Raw genomic sequence first — 15,126 nt, 5'->3', positions numbered from 1 at the left:
GCTACTTGCTGACTTTGCTGATCGCTTGCTGGAAGAGTCCCTCGAGGGCGGGACCCGCGACGGCCAACAGTCCCATGACCAGGACGGCGCTCATGAGTGTGATCATCACCCATCCCGGGACGTCCCCGCGTTCTGACTGTTCACCGCGCGCATGGTGGCCCAGCGCGAGAACGTAGACGGCGATCCGGGACGGAAGGTCCCGTGTGGCTAGGCCGGTTGCTGTGGCTAGGCCGGTTGCTGTGGCTAGGCCGACGATGATGTTCATGATCCCCCAATTTCTTTTCTGCGTTTTCCTTGGTGCCTACCGTTGGTGCTTTTGTTGGATTCGTTTCTCTGGCGCGCTGATCACAGCCCCAGGGTCAAGGCGGCCACGCCGGGAAAGACAGCGAAGATCACGGTGAAGGGCAAGACCCCGAACACCAGTGGCACCATCATTCCGATCTCCTTGCGTCCCGCGGCCTCCATCAGCTCGCGCTTGGCGACGTCGCGGACGTCTTGGGCTTGAGCACGGAGAACGTCCGCGAGGGGTGTACCTCGCTCGAGTGCCACCACGAGGCCGTCAACGAAACGAGTGATCGGCGCGAGTCCCACGCGATCGGCCATCCGCTGGAGGCCCCCGACGAACGGCGTCCCTGCCCGCGAATCAGCGAGCACGAGCCTGAATTCGTCCGACAGCGCCCCTCGTGAAAGCTGGGCGGTACGTTCGAGGGCGCCGGCGGCCGTCTCCCCGGCGCCGACCGCGAGGGCCATCATGTCCGCGACCGACGGAAATTCGGACAAGATCCGACGTTGACGCCGGCGCACAGCGCTCGAGAGGACGTATGCGCGGCCGGCACTGCCACACGTTGTTGCCGCGAGGACTAGGAGCACGGCGAGCAACGCCGAGATCCGCCCCGAGACCGCCAGGGAGACGCCCGCGGCCGTCGCCCCCGCGAAGGCCACGCCGGCCCAGACCACTTGTTCGGCGCGGAAGTCCGCGACACTCTGAGGCGAGCCGGCGGCGGCGAGCCGCTTCGACAGGGCGACGTTGCCGACGCTTAGCCGTGAAAGCCGCGCGACCGCTTCCCCCATCACGGGACGCACAATCCGCTCGAGCGGCCCGAAAGGCGTGACCGCCGCCGGCTCACGGCGCAGGAGCCGGGAGGACCCATCAATCGAGCGCAGCTGAGCGGCCACTCGATCGGCGAACGTGGCACGGCGCATGATCGGGAGGCGGACAAAGACGGTCCAGAGACCAGCGCCGAGAAGCCCACCGCACAGCACAGCCAGTACGGTCGTCCCGGTCATCGAAGGACCCGCTGCTCGGCGGGAAGGGAGCCGATGCGCAACATCACGCGATAGCACGCGACGGAGACAACGAGCCCGCTCACAAGGACAAGGAGTCCTGCCGGTTGGGCGTACGCGGCCATGGCCTCTGGCCTCGTGGCGAGCAGCAGGAGAACCACCCACGGCGCCGCGACAGCGAGACGGGCCGCGTTGACCGTCCACGATTGTCGCGCCTCAAGCTCGCTCCGGGTGCGCGCGTTATCGCGGAGGAACTCGGCGAGCGTTGCGAGCAGTCGACCGAGGTCTGACCCGCCGACCTCCCGCGTGAGCCGGAGAGCCTCGATGATCCGATCAGCGACCGGATCGGCGAGCCGGTCCTTGAGCCGATCGAGCGACGACCCGAAGGTCCCGCCCGAGCGATAGTCGGCCGCAAAGTCGAGGAAGACCCCGCGAAGCGGCTCGGGGCCCTTGATGCCCAGTTGCATGAGAGCCTCCGGCAGAGGCAGACCAGCCCGAATCGCCGACCGCAAGTGATCGACCGCGTCGGGCCACAGTTCCCGCACGACGCTCGCTCGCCGCCGTGCCTGCCAGCTCACGAGCGCCACGGGAAGCCAAGACGCGAAGAGGCCGAAGCACGCCGCGACGGGCCACGCGGCGGTGAGGACGAACAGCGCCAAGGCCACGGCGAGCCCCAGTCCCGCGCATGACGCGAGGAGGCCGCCGGGGCTCACGCGCTGAATGCCCGCCTGCCGGATGAGCTGCTCGATCTTTCCCGCGCGGCGATCACGCGGGCGCCGCGGTGGAGACTCCCAACATGACCACCAGACGAGGAAGGCACCGAGCCCGCCGACGAGTCCGAGAGCGGCCGCCATTACGCCGCCTCGAGCAGGCTCGGGAGGTCGATCCCGGCGCGGGCGAACTTTTCCGGCTTGGGCAGGCTGATCGAGCGCGGACGCAACACGCCATCGTCGTCAGCGAAGACCGTCGAGGTCTCGATCACCCCGTTCTCGACTCGCGACCCGAGGGCGAGGATCTCGGCAACGTGCCGGTGACCGTCGGCCCGCCGCGCACAATGCACGACGAGATCGATGCAACTCGCAACCGTGGGGATCACGAAACCACTCGAGATGTTCTGCCCGGCGAGAAGCGGGAGCGTGCAGAGCTTGGTCACGGCATCCTGGGCGGAATTGGCGTGGATGGTGCACATCCCCGGCAGCCCGAGGATGAACCACACGCCATGCAGATCTTCGCCCGTCGTCGGTGGTGCTGCATAGGCACCCCCGTGAACGAAGAGAACTTGACCCTGATGCCGCTTCGCGTGCAGGCAATCGAAGACTACGCCGAGCGCCTTGCCGCTGCGGCCCCACCAATCGGCAAGAAACAGGCACAGCTTATCGCTGGCATCTTCGCTCAACACCTGACCGAACTGGAGGCGGCGTGAATCGGGCCGCCGTATACGTGCGGATCTCGGACGATAAGGCGGGCGGAGGGCTCGGGGTCAAACGCCAGGAAGATGACTGCCGCAGGCTCGCAGAGAGCCTCGGCTTCGAGCATGTTGTCGTCTACACGGACAACGACGTCAGCGCCTACAGTGGGCGCCGACGGCCGCAGTACGAGGCGATGCTGGAGCAAGTCGTCGCGGGCCTGTTCTCAGCCGTCATCGCGTGGCACGGTGACCGCCTCCATCGGTCACCCGTGGAGCTGGAGAAGTACATAGACACCGTCGAGAAGCACGGAGTCGAGACCCTGCTGGTCACGGGTGGCCGAGTGGATCTGAGTACGCCTACCGGCCGCATGATCGCCCGCACAGTAGGCAACATGGCTAGGTACGAATCCGAGCACAAAGCCGAACGCATCACCAGGGCGCACAGGCAAGCCGCTGAACAGGGCAGGTGGCGAGGCGGAGCTCGTCCCTTCGGCTACGAAGGCGACGCCAAGACCCCGCACCCATTGGAAGCGCAGCTCGTCCGGGAGGCATACCGCGCCATCATCAACGGCACCTCGCTCGGCGAAGTCTGCCGAACTTGGAACGCAGCAGGCGTAAGGACCACTACAGGCCGGAACTGGTGCATCCAGTCGCTCAAGCAACTCGTGCTCCGCGAACGAAACTACGGTGCGTCACTCTACAAGGGCAACGTAGTCGGTACCGGGGCGTGGGAGCCCATCATCGACGAAGCAACGTTCAAGAAGGCACGAATAGTACTCACCGACCCGGCGCGTCGGCGCAGCCACAGTACACGAGCCCGTTGGCTCATTGCGGGCCTAGGCAAATGCGGAATCTGCGAAGCAGAGGGCAAGTCGTCGACAGTCCGATCCGCAACGACTCGAAGTCGAGGCAGAGCATGGACGATCTACAAGTGCAAGACGGGAGGGCACCTCGCCCGAAAAGCAGTCGACACGGATCTCCTGGTCGAGAGAACCCTCTTCGCGTACCTTTCTCGCCCAGACAACCGACAAGCAATCGCGGACAGAACTCCAGCGCGGGCCGGCAACCCTGACTCAGCACAGCGGGAAGAGGACCTGATGCGAAGGCTCCAAGACGCAAAAGACCTGTGGCTCGAGGGGATCCTATCCGTCGAGGAGCTGCGCTCCGTCAAGGTCGAGGTTGAACAGCATCTCGCCTCGTTGACCAGTGCTAGGGCCTCTCATGATGCACGTCCCGTCGTGTCGATGCTGCAAGACGCGGCCGACCTGAGAGCAGTCTGGGATGCGCTGTCGATCGACGTACGCAAGACCGTCATCGACGCCCTCATGACGGTGACCATCATGCCGGTACCTAGGGGCAGGCAGCGGCGTTTCCAGGAGGATCTCATCCGTATCGATTGGAAGTCGGGGTCCTGAGCTCTTTGGCCTTCGCTCGCCCGACAGCCCATTCTGGCGTTCGGTTTCAGGTCCGAATGGACCTTGTGGGCCATGCCTTCGCAGGAGACCATGCCCAGGATGCTGCTAAGCCGGCGAGCCAACGACCTCAAATCTCCGAGGTAAGGGACCCACAACGGACAACCCGACTCCTGCTGGCGCACGTCTGGCCGCGATGCGGATCCTCACGATCGCCCATCTGGGGGCGGCCGACCCTGTCCGCATTCGGCAGCGGTTCAGCGTCGTGGTGATGCGGACCGTGCTCGAGCTGAACGGCGTCCCGTGTATCCCCTTCGAGGAGGAGGTCACCGGCCGTGAGCAGCTGATCTTCTCCCGGTCGTTCTCCGAACCGGTCACCACCCGCGACGGCATGCGCCAAGCCCTGTCCGTATACGCCCAGCAGGGCGCCGCCCGACTGGTCAAGCACGGCACCGCAGCCAAGGTCCTGACCGCGTTCGCCGGCACGGGCTGGTACGCGCCCGGGGCCGGGTCGTTCCCGAGCATCCTCGTGCCACTGCCGGCACCCACCACCGACCCGGTCGTCCTGGCGAAGGCCGCCCACAGGCTCCTCCCCCACATCGAGGAAGGATTCCGGTACGCGCGCGCCGGGATCATGCTCACCGACCTCCGCCCGGCCACGGGCCAGCAGGCGTTCGAGCCGTTCCGGTTCCGGCACGAGGAGCAGGGCATCGCCGAGCTCGTCGACCGGGTCAACAAGAAGGCAGGGCCGGGGTCCGTGGGGATCGGGTACGGGGGACTCCGGCCGGGCCCCGCCTGGCAGATGAAGCGCGAGATGCTCTCACGCCGGGCGACCACCCATTGGGACGAGCTCGCGCTCGTGAAGGCCAGCTGAGCACGGATCAGGACTCGGTGGAGGCCTCTTCCACGGGAACTAGCCCTCGGCGCTTCACCTCACCGGCGATGAACAGAGACCGGAAGCCGGTGATCTCCCCGCCCCCGACACGGTTGAGCGCATAGTCCGGCGGGAAGTTCCTCTCCAGCCTCTCCTCGAGCTCGAAGCCGTTGACCGTGCCGGCAGCGAAGATACGGGTGGTATCCAGCGCCCTGAATGAGTCGATGGAGAGCACCGACTGGTGCTTGCCTCCCCAGATGAGCCGGTCGAACTCCTTGGTGCCAGCCCAGTGCTGCTTGATGCGCTTGCGAATGTCCCAGGCCGACCCGATGTACACCTGCCTGTACTCGTCGAGGACCATCACGTAGGCCCCCGCGACACCGTCGAGCATCCTCAGGTCCTCGACAAGCCGGAGCTGCTTGGTCTTGACGAGCATCTGCTCGAGGGCGGCCTCGAATGCCTCTGGGTCGATCTGGGCGAAGAACGCCATGTTCAGGTCGAAGTTCTCCAACGCGGCCTCACGCTGGAGCGCGCACCACTCGTCAGTGTGTACACGGTGCTCATCATCCTCGTACATCCAGTCCCAGGCAGCCCAAGCAGCCTCTCCCACGTCCTCTCGGCGGGAATAGGTCGAGGACCGCTTGTTGATGAGCGCGTAGGTGTCGCGGCTGAGCCGGTAGCCGTACCTCCCGTAGTTGATGCGTTCGCCGAAGTGCTCGACGCCGGCCATGTCCCCTCCTGCGCTGCGATTCCCGTCGCGATCCTACATGCACAACGGGGCGCCCCGGCCTGCGGCGCACGCTGAGCCGGAGGCTAGTTCCAGTCGGGCAGGGCGAGACGCCACGGGTGGCCCTCGGGGAGGCCGACGCGCTCGTCGCGGGCAAGCTCGCGGAGGCGCCGCGGGAGCAGGACTGGAACCTGGTCCGTGGGCGTGCCGAGGAACTCCCACCGGTTCTCGTAGCGTTCGAAGACCTCGACCGGTACGTGTGCGCGGGACGCGTCGGCGTTCCGCTTCCCGGGTCGCGCTGTCGGGTCGGTGAGCCAGTCCTGGTGGTGGATCCAGGCGCCGGCGGCGACGTGGTCGCGCGGGACGATGAAGGTTCGCGGGGCGACGGTCGGGTCTGCCTGCAGGACGACGAGGGCGAACCATTCGTGGCGCGAGAGTGCCGGCAGCTGGGCTTTCGACCCGAGGGGCCAGTTGGGGCGCCTGCTGGGGCTGGCGGTCTTGACCTGCACTTCGATGGCCTGCCGGCCCACGCTCCCCGTCTGGACGGCGAGGATGTCTGTGCGTTCGAGCCCGTCGCGGGTCAGGGCAGCGGCCCAGCCGGTCTGGGCGAGCACAGAGCACACCCAGTGTTCGCCTGCGCTCTTCGGCCCCTTGGTGTCAGTCACGCTCGGAGGCTATCAGCGCGGCCGATCAGTCCAAGCCCAAGGGGCGAGCCCGAGCGGGTACGTGCGGACCATCGTTGGACTGTGAATGTCGAGGAACCGAGAGCAGGCCAGGTATGGCCAGCACGGCGTGCGGGACTTAATCTCTCCCTGAACGCCATGTCGGCGCGGCTGGGGCAGGACGAAAGAAGGTCCGCCATGGACGCACGCCCCCACCACATCGACCCGATCCGGCACCCGGAAGAGACTCGGAAGCACATCATCGTCCTCGACGACTATGTTCTTGGTCTTCCGAGCACGAGAGAGCAGATCGACGAGATCTTCGACTACCACCTGCCGAAGTTCATCGAAGAGCACCGCGGCGAGTATGCCGACGGGACGGTCCCAGTCGTGTTCTGGGCTCACGGCGGACTTGTCTCGGTGGCCAGCGGCTGGGAAGCGGCCCTCGAGGCAATCCCATGGTGGAGAGCCAATGGGGTGTACCCGATCTACTTCGTATGGGACACCGGCCCCGCGGCAACGTTGATCGACCTACTCGGACACCGTGTCGAAGACTTGCGCGGCGAAATCGAGCGCGGAAAGTTCGACGAGCACGTCGACTATGGCAAAGACCCCACACGGTTTGTCCGCGATCGCATCTGGGACATCATTGCCCACGAAGCGCAGGGCGGCCCGATATGGCTGCAGATGAAGATCGCCGCCAAAAACGCCAACACCCTGGGCAAGGGCGGCGGAACCTTGGCTTCCAAGGCCCTCTACTCGCACTCTGACAAGCTAAACGGGAACGTCTCGTTGCACGCGGTTGGGCACAGCGCCGGCGCAATCTTCCACGCATACTTCCTGAAGGCCCTCGACGAACAACGCGGAGCGAACCCCGGCGCCGAACAGCTGAGGGTGAAGAGTCTCCAGCTCTTAGCCCCCGCTATCTCGATCCCGGCCTTCCTTGAGTTGATGGATCCACCGGACGGGGCGGACGGCATTCGATACGCCATGTATTCGATGGACGAGAAGGCCGAGACTGCCGATCACGTCCTCCCCGAATACCAAGGATCCCTGCTATATCTGATCCGCAACGCCCTCGAGTCCAAGGACGGACAGGAGCTGCTAGGACTCCAGGAGTGCTTCGGCAAGGCCATGGGGCCAGACAACGGCACGGCGAACGAATACCCTCTCAGGGCGTTCTTCCCGGACGATTCAAGCCGGATCTGGTCGTCCACTCCGACTAAGCCCGGAGCTCTCTGCGGTGCCCTCAGCCATGGTGCCTTTCCGCGAGACACCGCGACCATGCAGAGCGTGGCGGGGCGGATTCTCGGCAGGACCCCGACCCCGTATCCGGCCAGATAGTCCAAGGGGCCCCTCTTCGGCGTCGCGGAATGGCCAGCGAACGGCCATACAGACGGCCTGCTTCAACAGCCGGGGCCGAGACCAGCCGAGTGGCCGGTCAGAACTGGCCGATGAGCTCGTCGACGGTGTCCGGGACGGTCTCGACCTCGACGGGTGCGGATGCGGTGCGCTCCTTTGCGGCGGGCTTCGGCTTGGTCGCCTTGATCGGCTTGGCGGGCTTGGCCGGGGCGGTGCGCTGGACGAGGACCACGGACAGGTGGGTGATGAGCAGCAGGACGACCGGGGGCATGGACGCGACGAGGGCCGAGACGAGCGGCGGGACGACGCCGCGGCCGTTCTGGACGGAGAGGATCGCGTGGACGGCGTTCGCCGCTGTCGAGACGGTGGCGCCGAGGATCAGGAGCGCCCACGGGTAGGAGAGGACCCGCGTTCCCTGGCCTGCGAGGGCGGCGATCGCCGACCGGGACGGCCTCACCGGCAAGGACCGGCAGGTGGTGGTGCCGGCCGCGATGCTGCACGACCTCGGCAAGGCCACCCACGCGCAGACGGAGGCGGACGGGCGGATTACCAGCCACAGGCATGCCGAGGCCGGTGTCGAGCCCACGCGCGATTTCCTGACCCGGATCGGTGCGCCCGGGCACGTCCACGACAAGGTGCTGCCGATTATCCGGGAGCACATCTGCCATGCCTCGACCGGGCCGAAGCCGACCGGCAAGGCGGTCCGGCACCTTGTGCGGCGCCTCGCCGGGGAGAACGGCACGGGCCCGAGCATCGAGGACTGGGCTCGCGTGGTCGACGCGGACGTGACCGGCCGCGGGGCGGGCAACAAGGTCCCGTTCGGCGAGCAGTGGGTGGCGCTGGCCCGGAGGTCGGGGAGGTGGAGAAGCCGCGCCCTGCGCTGCTGCGCGGGCAGCACCTGATCGCCGCGGGCCTGACGGCTGGGCCGCGGTTCGCGGAGCTGATCCGCGAGTCGCTGTCCGCCCAGGACGACGGCGAGTTCGACGACGAGGCCGGTGCCGCTGGGTGGCTGGAGCGACGGCTCGGGCGGGGTTGAAGCGCCGGGCACCGATCCAGTGCCCCCGCTACCGCCTCGGGCGGCGCCTGAAGTGGCCCTCGACGAGGCGGCCCCTCCTGGTGTGGGGCTGGACCCAGACTTCCTCCCAGGCTCGGGCGGGCGCACTTGGCTGGGCGATGTCGATCACTGTGGCGGCAGAAGCCGCGAGCTCGGCCGACCTTTCGCGGTTAGGCCCTTGGAAAGCCCGCGCCATGAAGTCGAGTGCGTCCGGCTCGACGCCGCAGGCGACAGCATCCTCGCGCCAGTGCGACACGGCGTCCTCGACGGCCCGGATTCGGGCGACGGCGTGCTCACGTGTGAGCCTGAATGCGTCGCAGTGCTCGAGGAGTAGGCGGACGTCCCGGTCAGCGGGGTCGTCGTCAGGGGTCAGTGGCGTGTCCGACGCTCCGCTGCGCGATGGGTTTACGTCGAATGAGGGGGCGAGCTGCCATCCTCCGGTTCCCCGGTGGAGCAGGCCGTGGTTGCGCATGTGGTCGTCGATGTTGTTGACCATGGCCATGAGGGCGGCCCGGGAAAAGAGTTCGGCCGCGTCCTCGTTTGGCTTGCTGGAGATTGACGCGACCCGTTCAGCGAGGGTCGCGTAGTCGGGATGCTCATGCTCGGCGACCCTGAACGCAGTCCGAAAGCTCATGAACGGGATGCGCTTGCCCCCTTCGCGGTCGAACCGACGGGTGAGGAAGATCGATCTGGCTGGACCGAGTGAGATCGTGCTGGCCGGCTGAACGGTGATCCCGGCCCTCTCCTGCAGCCTGATGGCGGTGAGTTCCCAGGCTGAGGCGTCTCCCGTGTCTGATGTTCTGGGGAACTTGGCCAGGTGCATCGTGCCCTCGTCGTCCTCGATCCACGCCTTTGGCTGGGCGCCACCTGGAGACGAGCCGACGCCGATCAGTTGGCGGACGTCGTCGTCGACCTGGCCGGTGTCCACGAACCGGTCGGCGGCCGCGACGAGCCGGGCCAGGTCGCCCACACCTGCGCGGGCGTGCCGTGGGGCAAGGAACTCTCCGTCGCGGCGGAACCGGAGAGCGCCTTGGCGTGTCTCGTCACTCACGGCGAGCAGCAGGTCGATCTCTGACGGGGTCTTGAACCTTGCGCCGCGTTCTTTGGCGGCACGACGCATCTCGGCGTCGAGGAGGGTCCTGCCCCACCGGTCGGGTGCAGCATCGTCGAACGCAAGGAAGGTGCTCCGGTGGGGTGCCGGAGTGAGGGGCCCACGGACCAGGGGAAGATCTGGTGAGATGGCAAAGGCCTTGGTATCGGAGAGCCACGCTGTGTCGTAGGTGAACGTCAGGGACGGGGTTTGGAAGCCTTGGCGGAGTTCGATGTCGCACGTCCCGGCGAGCTGGGCATCCACCCACACTTCGATGGGTGTCATGGGGTGCTCCTCTTCGCCCGCTGGCGCCCGAGGGCGTGGGCGCGCATGCGTCCGAGGTCGGTGTTGAGCGGGTCGGTGGCCTCCTCGAGGCGTTCGTCGAGGTTCAGGATCCGCGCCAGCGCCAGGAAGCTGCCGAGCTTGACGCCGGGGTCGCCGCGCTCGATACGCCTGAGGGTGGGCACTGAGATGTCGGCCCGCTCGGCAGCCAGCTCCTGGCTGAGCCCGAGCATGATGCGCCACTGGCGCATGTGCTCACCGATCTGCTCTGCCCCTGACACTCTTGCTCCCATCAACTGAACTCACATGTTGCTTTACCTAGCATATCAAAACACCTAAGTGCAGTTAGGTTGACGGAAGTGTCGGTCGATCGCACGGGCCGCTGTGGCGGTGTTGAGGCCGTGTCCGATGACGAACGCGATCGCGTCCTGCTCGGTGGCCGGTGTACCGCGCTCCTTGGCGAGCCCGTTCCGGAACCGCTGGGCGTCCGGGACGAGCAGGCTCGACCAGACGATGTCGGCGTCGCGCAGGACCGCCACCGCCGGGTCGTCTGCCGGGCCGTGGTGCGGGAAGCACGTGGCTTCGACGAGCTCAGCGATGCGGTCGGCGTCGTGGAAGGCGCAGTGCGCGCGGACGGCGGCGACGGCGCGGGCGATGTTCACCGGGTCGTCGGTGGCCCCGGCGTGGTCGTAGTCGTGGAAGAGGGCTGCCAGCAGGACCAGGTCGGTGTCCTCGGTCGCGAGGTGCTCTCCGTCGGCGAGCTCGAGGACAGCGTGGGCGACGACGAGAAGGTGAGGGGTGCCGTGGTAGGGCATGGCCGCTGAAGGGTTCACGTCGAGCACGGCGAGGAGGCGGCCTGCGTGGGCCGGGAAGCGCTCCTCGAGCTCGGCCGCGATCCGGGCTCTGCGGTCGTGGTCGACGGGCCTCATGGCGACGTTTCGGGTTCGGCGTCGGGGTCTGGGGATCTCTATGCGGGCGACCGACGACGGGCGGCCCGCGCCGATAGGATGCGAACAGGACCGAGTGGAGGAGCAGCGGGTGGCGGAGATGCCAGGGACGACGCAGGGGTCTGATGGCGAGGCGGGGGCACCCTTCCAGCAGGCGCTCAACCAGTGGGCGGAGGCCGCGGTCCCGGTGCTCGAGGACGTCGCGCGGACCTACCCGGCCCACATCACATACTCGGAGCTGCGGGACCGGGTCTTCGAGGCGACCGGCGTCCGGACCGGATCGCATGTCCGGAACTGGATCGGCAAGGTGCTCTACCGGGTCATCCGCCTTGGCAATGAGCGCGGCCTGCCGCCCCTGACCTCCCTTGTCGTGCGAGTCTCGGACGGCATGGTCGGCGAGGGCTTCGATGCCGTGCTGCGCGCCGCCGGACGGGACGTCCCCGCCACGGACCTCGAGCGGGAGCGCGCCGCGGCAGCAGCCCGCCTCGAGTGCTACCGGGCGTACGGGGCCGACGTCCCTGCCGACGCCGAGCAGCTGCTGACGCCCCGGTACGAGGCCAGAGTGAACCCGCCGAAGACGGCCGCACCGCGCGCCCGCCCGGTCTGCCCAATCCACGGGCTTGAGCTGTCGGCCTCCGGGGTGTGCGCCTTCTGCGACTAGCCCTGATGCACGCCGGGCCCCTCCCTAAGAGCTTTGGGTAACAATCCGTCCACGGGTTCCATCCGGTGCGGATTGAGCCGACGATCTGCTCGACGCGATCTGATAGTGGGCCGGTCGGGACCCGCAGCGCTGGCAGGCTGCGCCTGTCACCGGGCTGGGAGTAGCTCGCGTTCGAGAGGCGTCGAGAAGGTCTGCACATAGTCGATGGCGGCGTGCAGCGCGTCTTTAAGCGGGGTGATGTCTCGGGCGACCTGGGCGAGGAGCATGCCGCCCTGGAACGCGGAGAGAACCAGATTCGCCAGCCGTGTCGGATCCGCGTCGGCGCTGAGGCGCCCGAGTCGCTGCATGGCTTGGAGTCCATCGCGGAAGATGTCCCTCCATTGGTCGAATGCACTTGCGAGTTCATCGTGGACGTCGAGGTCTGTCTTGATGATCTCGCTTGCGAGGGAGCCTAGACTGCAGCCTTCCTGGTAGGCGCGCTCATAGGCCACGTAGTGATCCGCCCAATCTCGAAAGGCTTCGAGATCGTCAAAGCGGGCGAACCGCTCGCTGCGATGGAACCCAAGGACGCGATCGGCCTGCCAGGCGATCACGGCTAGGACGAGGCTCTCCTTGGTCGGGAAGTAGTGGTTGAGCTGCGATCCGCTGACGCCGGCGGCGCGGCGAAGCTGCTCGTTGTTCGTCGCGTGGACCCCATTGGTGTAGATGAGGTCGGCGGCGTGCTCCAGGATTCGGGCCCGGGTTGCCTGTCCCTTGTCGGTGAGCCTGTGGGGCTCCCGAGTTCCTGTCGTGGCTGTCATGCTTCCCAGCTTACTCCCCTATTGGGCTTGACAGCCCACTTTTGAGGATGGTGAACTGGAACAAATGGGCTAGCAAGCCCAAAAACCTAGGATGGCGCCCGAGGCGCCCAGAGCAGCTGGTGGCTCGACAACAACCACCGATGCAACCAACCGCAGGAGGCTGAACCGCAATGTCACGGCTGGACCTTTTGACACCGACCCGGGCCAAGCGGGGAGGCCCATTCCGCTTGGCGTTCGTCTCCGCGGTGATCTCCCTGCTGGCATCGTTTGCAACGGTGGGCTCGACAATCCCGCTGTTCAATATCTATCGGGCACAGGAAGGGTTCACCAACGCCGACATCTTCCTGACGGTTGTGGCGTACTCAGTCGGCACGCTCGGAACGCTGCTGGTCCTGGGACGGCTGTCCAACCACATGGGCCGACGGCCCATCTCCGTCGCCAGCCTCGTGCTTCTGGTGCTCGGATGCCTGGTCCTGTTGAGCGTGCACGACATCGGCACCCTGATTGCCGGACGGGGGCTCATGGGTCTCGGCGCCGGTTTGGCCAGTAGTGCCCTGACCTCCTACGTTGTCGACGCGGCGCCCGCCAGGCCCGCCTGGATGGCCTCTGTTGCTTCCAGCCAGACTGTCATGCTCGGCCTCGCCGTCGGCGCCGTCGCCTCCGGCGCCCTAGTCCAGTTCGGGCCATGGCCTCGCGACCTCATCTACGTCGTCGACATCGCCCTGCTCCTTCTGTCCGCCGTGCTCATCGCCGCTAGCCCCGAGACCGTTGCGCTGACCCCGGGCGGTTGGCGATCGCTGCGACCGAACGTCCGCATCCCGGTGGGAGCTGGGCACCTGCTCGCTGTTGCGGCCGCGGTATTCCTCTCCACCTGGGCGACCGGGAACTTCTACCAGACCTTCGTGCCAGCGCTGGTCGAGGACCAGCTCCACGCCAGGAGCCCGCTCGTCCTTGGGCTCGTCTTCGCCGCCTACATGGCCCCCAGCGCTCTGGGCGCTCCGCTCGGCGGCCGCTTCTCATCGGCGGAAGCCCAGCGCATCGGCATGGTCGCCTTCCTGACGGGATGGATCGGCCTGATCGCGGCGATCATCACGGGGGCACTGCCACTGTTCATCACGGCGACCATCATCGCTGGCGCCGGTCAAGGCATCGCGATCAGCGCCGCTACGCGCGGCCTCCTGCACGGCAGCACCTTGGCCGACCGGGCACCGATCTTCGGTGTCATCTACATCCTCTCCTACAGCGGCGCGACCATCCCAAGCCTCATCTCCGCCCAGCTCACCGACGTCTTCTCACTGCCACAGATCACACTCGGATACCTCGGACTCGCCGTCGCCGCCACCGCGTTCACCACTGTCTCCGCACGCAACCCGCGCACCGGCACGATTAATGACATCCAGCAGAACGACGTGGGCACAGGAGGGGAGAAACCCAGCCGATGACGACCTGAACCACCGACGAGCTCGACCAGGTCGCGACGCACGACGGAACCGCCGCAGCCGCAAACCAGATCAAAACACCAATAGACACACGACAGAGGAGACAACCCCATGAAAGCCATAGTGGTGACCGATCAGGCTGAAGGACTGGCCGCAATGACGCTGACCGAGACGCCCGAGCCGACGGCCGCGATCAACGACGTCATCGTCCAGGTTTATGCCTCGGGATTCGTCCCGACCGAGATGGACTGGCCATCGACCTGGACCGACCGCGCAGGCCATGACAGGACACCGTCGATCCCGGGCCACGAGCTGGCCGGAGTGGTCACCTCCCTCGGCTACGGCACCACCGGACTGTCAGTCGGACAGCGGGTGTTCGGCCTCGCGGACTGGCATCGCGACGGCACGCTGGCGGAGTATGTGGCGATCGAAGCACGCAACCTCGCGCCGCTGCCGGGCGACGTCGACTTCACGGTGGCCGCGTCGCTGCCGATCTCGGGGCTGACTGCGTGGCAGGGACTGTTCCAGCACGGCCGCCTCCAGGCAGGCCAGACCGTCCTGGCGCACGGCGCAGCCGGCGCGGTCGGGACGATGGTGACCCAGCTCGCCCGCGAGGCCGGCGCCTATATCATCGGCACGGGCCGCGCCGCCGACCGCGAGAAGGCGCTCGAGTTCGGCGCCCACGAGTTCGTCGACCTCGAGAACGACGAGCTTGAAGCTGTCGGCAGCGTCGATCTGGTCTTCGATGTCATCGGCGGGGACATCCAGAAGCGCTCCGCGGCACTGATCAAGTCCGGAGGAACGCTGGTGTCCGTCGTCGGACCGGTGGAGACCCGTCCGGCCGATGGTCTAGCGGTGGACTTCGTCGTCGAGGCCGATCGCGGCGAGCTTGTCGAGATCGTACAGAGGGTGCGCGACGGACGACTGCGGACCAATATCGACAACATCGCGCCGCTTGAGGACGCAGTCGCCGCCCTGAACCCGACCGAGCGCCGCAAGGGGAAGACGATCATCAGCATTCGCTCGTAACCGTCGAACATCCCGGACCGGTGACCGTCGTGTATGCGTCGACGGGCTCTGCCGGTGCAGACTGGACTGCCGGGCTGTTCGACCCGATCTGATCG

18 protein-coding genes and 1 pseudogene are annotated in these 15,126 nt (G+C 66.9%); 8 read left to right on the top strand and 11 right to left on the bottom strand.

The window, feature by feature from the left end; genetic code table 11:
• Position 1: 1 nt before the first annotated feature.
• The 4 genes and pseudogenes from ACLN58_RS02150 to ACLN58_RS02135 all read right to left on the bottom strand — a co-directional run.
• Positions 2–265: a hypothetical protein gene (locus tag ACLN58_RS02150; RefSeq protein WP_415853631.1), complete on the bottom strand. Its 264-nt coding sequence runs from the start codon at positions 263–265 to the stop codon at positions 2–4.
• Positions 266–345: 80 nt separating this feature from the next.
• A complete protein-coding gene (locus tag ACLN58_RS02145; RefSeq protein WP_415853630.1) occupies positions 346–1,287 on the bottom strand; it encodes a type II secretion system F family protein in 942 nt (313 codons plus the stop codon).
• Positions 1,284–2,138 carry a type II secretion system F family protein gene (locus ACLN58_RS02140; protein ID WP_415853629.1) on the bottom strand — a complete coding sequence of 285 codons (855 nt, stop codon included), beginning with the start codon at positions 2,136–2,138 and terminating at the stop codon, positions 1,284–1,286. The genes ACLN58_RS02145 and ACLN58_RS02140 overlap by 4 nt, the downstream gene beginning before the upstream one ends.
• Positions 2,138–2,485, bottom strand: a pseudogene (locus ACLN58_RS02135) (CpaF family protein); the annotation flags it as partial. The gene ACLN58_RS02140 and the pseudogene ACLN58_RS02135, both read right to left, overlap by 1 nt.
• A gap of 218 nt (positions 2,486–2,703) precedes the next feature.
• Between ACLN58_RS02135 and ACLN58_RS02130 the strand changes: the two are divergent.
• Together ACLN58_RS02130 and ACLN58_RS02125 are read left to right on the top strand one after the other, a co-directional pair.
• Entirely contained in the window at positions 2,704–4,107 is a 1,404-nt protein-coding gene (locus ACLN58_RS02130; RefSeq protein WP_415853628.1) for a recombinase family protein, read from the top strand.
• Positions 4,108–4,300: 193 nt separating this feature from the next.
• A complete protein-coding gene (locus ACLN58_RS02125) occupies positions 4,301–4,978 on the top strand; it encodes a DUF4113 domain-containing protein (RefSeq protein ID WP_415853627.1) in 678 nt (225 codons plus the stop codon).
• Positions 4,979–4,985: 7 nt separating this feature from the next.
• On the opposite strand, the gene ACLN58_RS02120 is transcribed toward ACLN58_RS02125, so the two are convergent.
• Positions 4,986–5,708: a hypothetical protein gene (locus ACLN58_RS02120; protein ID WP_415853626.1), complete on the bottom strand. Its 723-nt coding sequence runs from the start codon at positions 5,706–5,708 to the stop codon at positions 4,986–4,988.
• An 83-nt stretch (positions 5,709–5,791) separates the two neighbouring features.
• A complete protein-coding gene (locus tag ACLN58_RS02115) occupies positions 5,792–6,370 on the bottom strand; it encodes a hypothetical protein (RefSeq protein ID WP_415853625.1) in 579 nt (192 codons plus the stop codon).
• A 195-nt stretch (positions 6,371–6,565) separates the two neighbouring features.
• Here ACLN58_RS02115 and ACLN58_RS02110 point away from each other — a divergent pair, with 195 nt between their 5' ends.
• The gene (locus ACLN58_RS02110; protein ID WP_415853624.1) at positions 6,566–7,711 is read left to right on the top strand and encodes a hypothetical protein; all 1,146 of its coding nucleotides are present in this window, start codon (positions 6,566–6,568) and stop codon (positions 7,709–7,711) included.
• Positions 7,712–7,808: 97 nt separating this feature from the next.
• On the opposite strand, the gene ACLN58_RS02105 is transcribed toward ACLN58_RS02110, so the two are convergent.
• Entirely contained in the window at positions 7,809–8,186 is a 378-nt protein-coding gene (locus ACLN58_RS02105; protein WP_415853623.1) for a hypothetical protein, read from the bottom strand.
• A 16-nt stretch (positions 8,187–8,202) separates the two neighbouring features.
• Here ACLN58_RS02105 and ACLN58_RS02100 point away from each other — a divergent pair, with 16 nt between their 5' ends.
• Both ACLN58_RS02100 and ACLN58_RS02095 read left to right on the top strand, forming a co-directional pair.
• On the top strand, positions 8,203–8,631 hold the full coding sequence (locus ACLN58_RS02100) for an HD domain-containing protein (protein ID WP_415853622.1): 429 nt from the start codon (positions 8,203–8,205) through the stop codon (positions 8,629–8,631).
• The gene (locus ACLN58_RS02095; protein ID WP_415853621.1) at positions 8,589–8,765 is read left to right on the top strand and encodes a hypothetical protein; all 177 of its coding nucleotides are present in this window, start codon (positions 8,589–8,591) and stop codon (positions 8,763–8,765) included. Before ACLN58_RS02100 ends, ACLN58_RS02095 begins: the two co-directional genes overlap by 43 nt.
• 28 nt (positions 8,766–8,793) lie before the next feature.
• Here the strand turns inward: ACLN58_RS02095 and ACLN58_RS02090 are convergent, their stop codons facing one another.
• Genes ACLN58_RS02090 through ACLN58_RS02080 form a run of 3 tightly spaced genes read right to left on the bottom strand, consistent with a single transcriptional unit; the run spans position 8,794 to position 11,084 of the window.
• Positions 8,794–10,158 (bottom strand): type II toxin-antitoxin system HipA family toxin, encoded by a 1,365-nt coding sequence (locus ACLN58_RS02090; RefSeq protein WP_415853620.1) that lies wholly within the window; start codon positions 10,156–10,158, stop codon positions 8,794–8,796.
• On the bottom strand, positions 10,155–10,436 hold the full coding sequence (locus ACLN58_RS02085) for a helix-turn-helix domain-containing protein (protein ID WP_415853619.1): 282 nt from the start codon (positions 10,434–10,436) through the stop codon (positions 10,155–10,157). Before ACLN58_RS02085 ends, ACLN58_RS02090 begins: the two co-directional genes overlap by 4 nt.
• Positions 10,437–10,490: 54 nt before the next feature.
• Positions 10,491–11,084: a hypothetical protein gene (locus ACLN58_RS02080; protein ID WP_415853618.1), complete on the bottom strand. Its 594-nt coding sequence runs from the start codon at positions 11,082–11,084 to the stop codon at positions 10,491–10,493.
• Between the two features lie 118 nt (positions 11,085–11,202).
• Between ACLN58_RS02080 and ACLN58_RS02075 the strand changes: the two genes are divergently transcribed.
• Positions 11,203–11,763, top strand: a complete 561-nt coding sequence (locus tag ACLN58_RS02075) for a hypothetical protein (RefSeq protein WP_415853645.1) — start codon at positions 11,203–11,205, stop codon at positions 11,761–11,763.
• Between the two features lie 146 nt (positions 11,764–11,909).
• Here ACLN58_RS02075 and ACLN58_RS02070 read toward each other — a convergent pair whose 3' ends face one another.
• Entirely contained in the window at positions 11,910–12,563 is a 654-nt protein-coding gene (locus tag ACLN58_RS02070; RefSeq protein WP_415853617.1) for a TetR/AcrR family transcriptional regulator, read from the bottom strand.
• A 227-nt stretch (positions 12,564–12,790) separates the two neighbouring features.
• On the opposite strand from ACLN58_RS02070, the gene ACLN58_RS02065 reads away from it, so the two are divergent.
• Both ACLN58_RS02065 and ACLN58_RS02060 read left to right on the top strand, forming a co-directional pair.
• On the top strand, positions 12,791–14,005 hold the full coding sequence (locus ACLN58_RS02065) for an MFS transporter (protein ID WP_415853616.1): 1,215 nt from the start codon (positions 12,791–12,793) through the stop codon (positions 14,003–14,005).
• 120 nt (positions 14,006–14,125) lie between these two features.
• On the top strand, positions 14,126–15,031 hold the full coding sequence (locus tag ACLN58_RS02060) for an NADP-dependent oxidoreductase (protein WP_415853615.1): 906 nt from the start codon (positions 14,126–14,128) through the stop codon (positions 15,029–15,031).
• Positions 15,032–15,126 lie beyond the last annotated feature (95 nt).

Origin of the sequence: Sinomonas sp. G460-2 (genome assembly GCF_047759905.1) — a bacterium.
Lineage (GTDB): Bacteria > Actinomycetota > Actinomycetes > Actinomycetales > Micrococcaceae > Sinomonas.
Note: the sequence above shows the minus strand (reverse complement) of the source record. Positions and strands in the feature narration are given on the sequence as shown.

Bases quoted from the DNA above. Each gene is read 5' to 3' on its own strand.
- ACLN58_RS02090 (WP_415853620.1), bottom strand. From the start codon at position 10,158: ATGACACCCATCGAAGTGTGGGTGGATGCCCAGCTCGCCGGGACGTGC.
- ACLN58_RS02140 (WP_415853629.1), bottom strand. From the start codon at position 2,138: ATGGCGGCCGCTCTCGGACTCGTCGGCGGGCTCGGTGCCTTCCTCGTC.
- ACLN58_RS02145 (WP_415853630.1), bottom strand. From the start codon at position 1,287: ATGACCGGGACGACCGTACTGGCTGTGCTGTGCGGTGGGCTTCTCGGC.
- ACLN58_RS02075 (WP_415853645.1), top strand. From the start codon at position 11,203: ATGCCAGGGACGACGCAGGGGTCTGATGGCGAGGCGGGGGCACCCTTC.
- ACLN58_RS02070 (WP_415853617.1), bottom strand. From the start codon at position 12,563: ATGACAGCCACGACAGGAACTCGGGAGCCCCACAGGCTCACCGACAAG.
- ACLN58_RS02120 (WP_415853626.1), bottom strand. From the start codon at position 5,708: ATGGCCGGCGTCGAGCACTTCGGCGAACGCATCAACTACGGGAGGTAC.
- ACLN58_RS02110 (WP_415853624.1), top strand. From the start codon at position 6,566: ATGGACGCACGCCCCCACCACATCGACCCGATCCGGCACCCGGAAGAG.
- ACLN58_RS02125 (WP_415853627.1), top strand. From the start codon at position 4,301: ATGCGGATCCTCACGATCGCCCATCTGGGGGCGGCCGACCCTGTCCGC.
- ACLN58_RS02150 (WP_415853631.1), bottom strand. From the start codon at position 265: ATGAACATCATCGTCGGCCTAGCCACAGCAACCGGCCTAGCCACAGCA.
- ACLN58_RS02080 (WP_415853618.1), bottom strand. From the start codon at position 11,084: ATGAGGCCCGTCGACCACGACCGCAGAGCCCGGATCGCGGCCGAGCTC.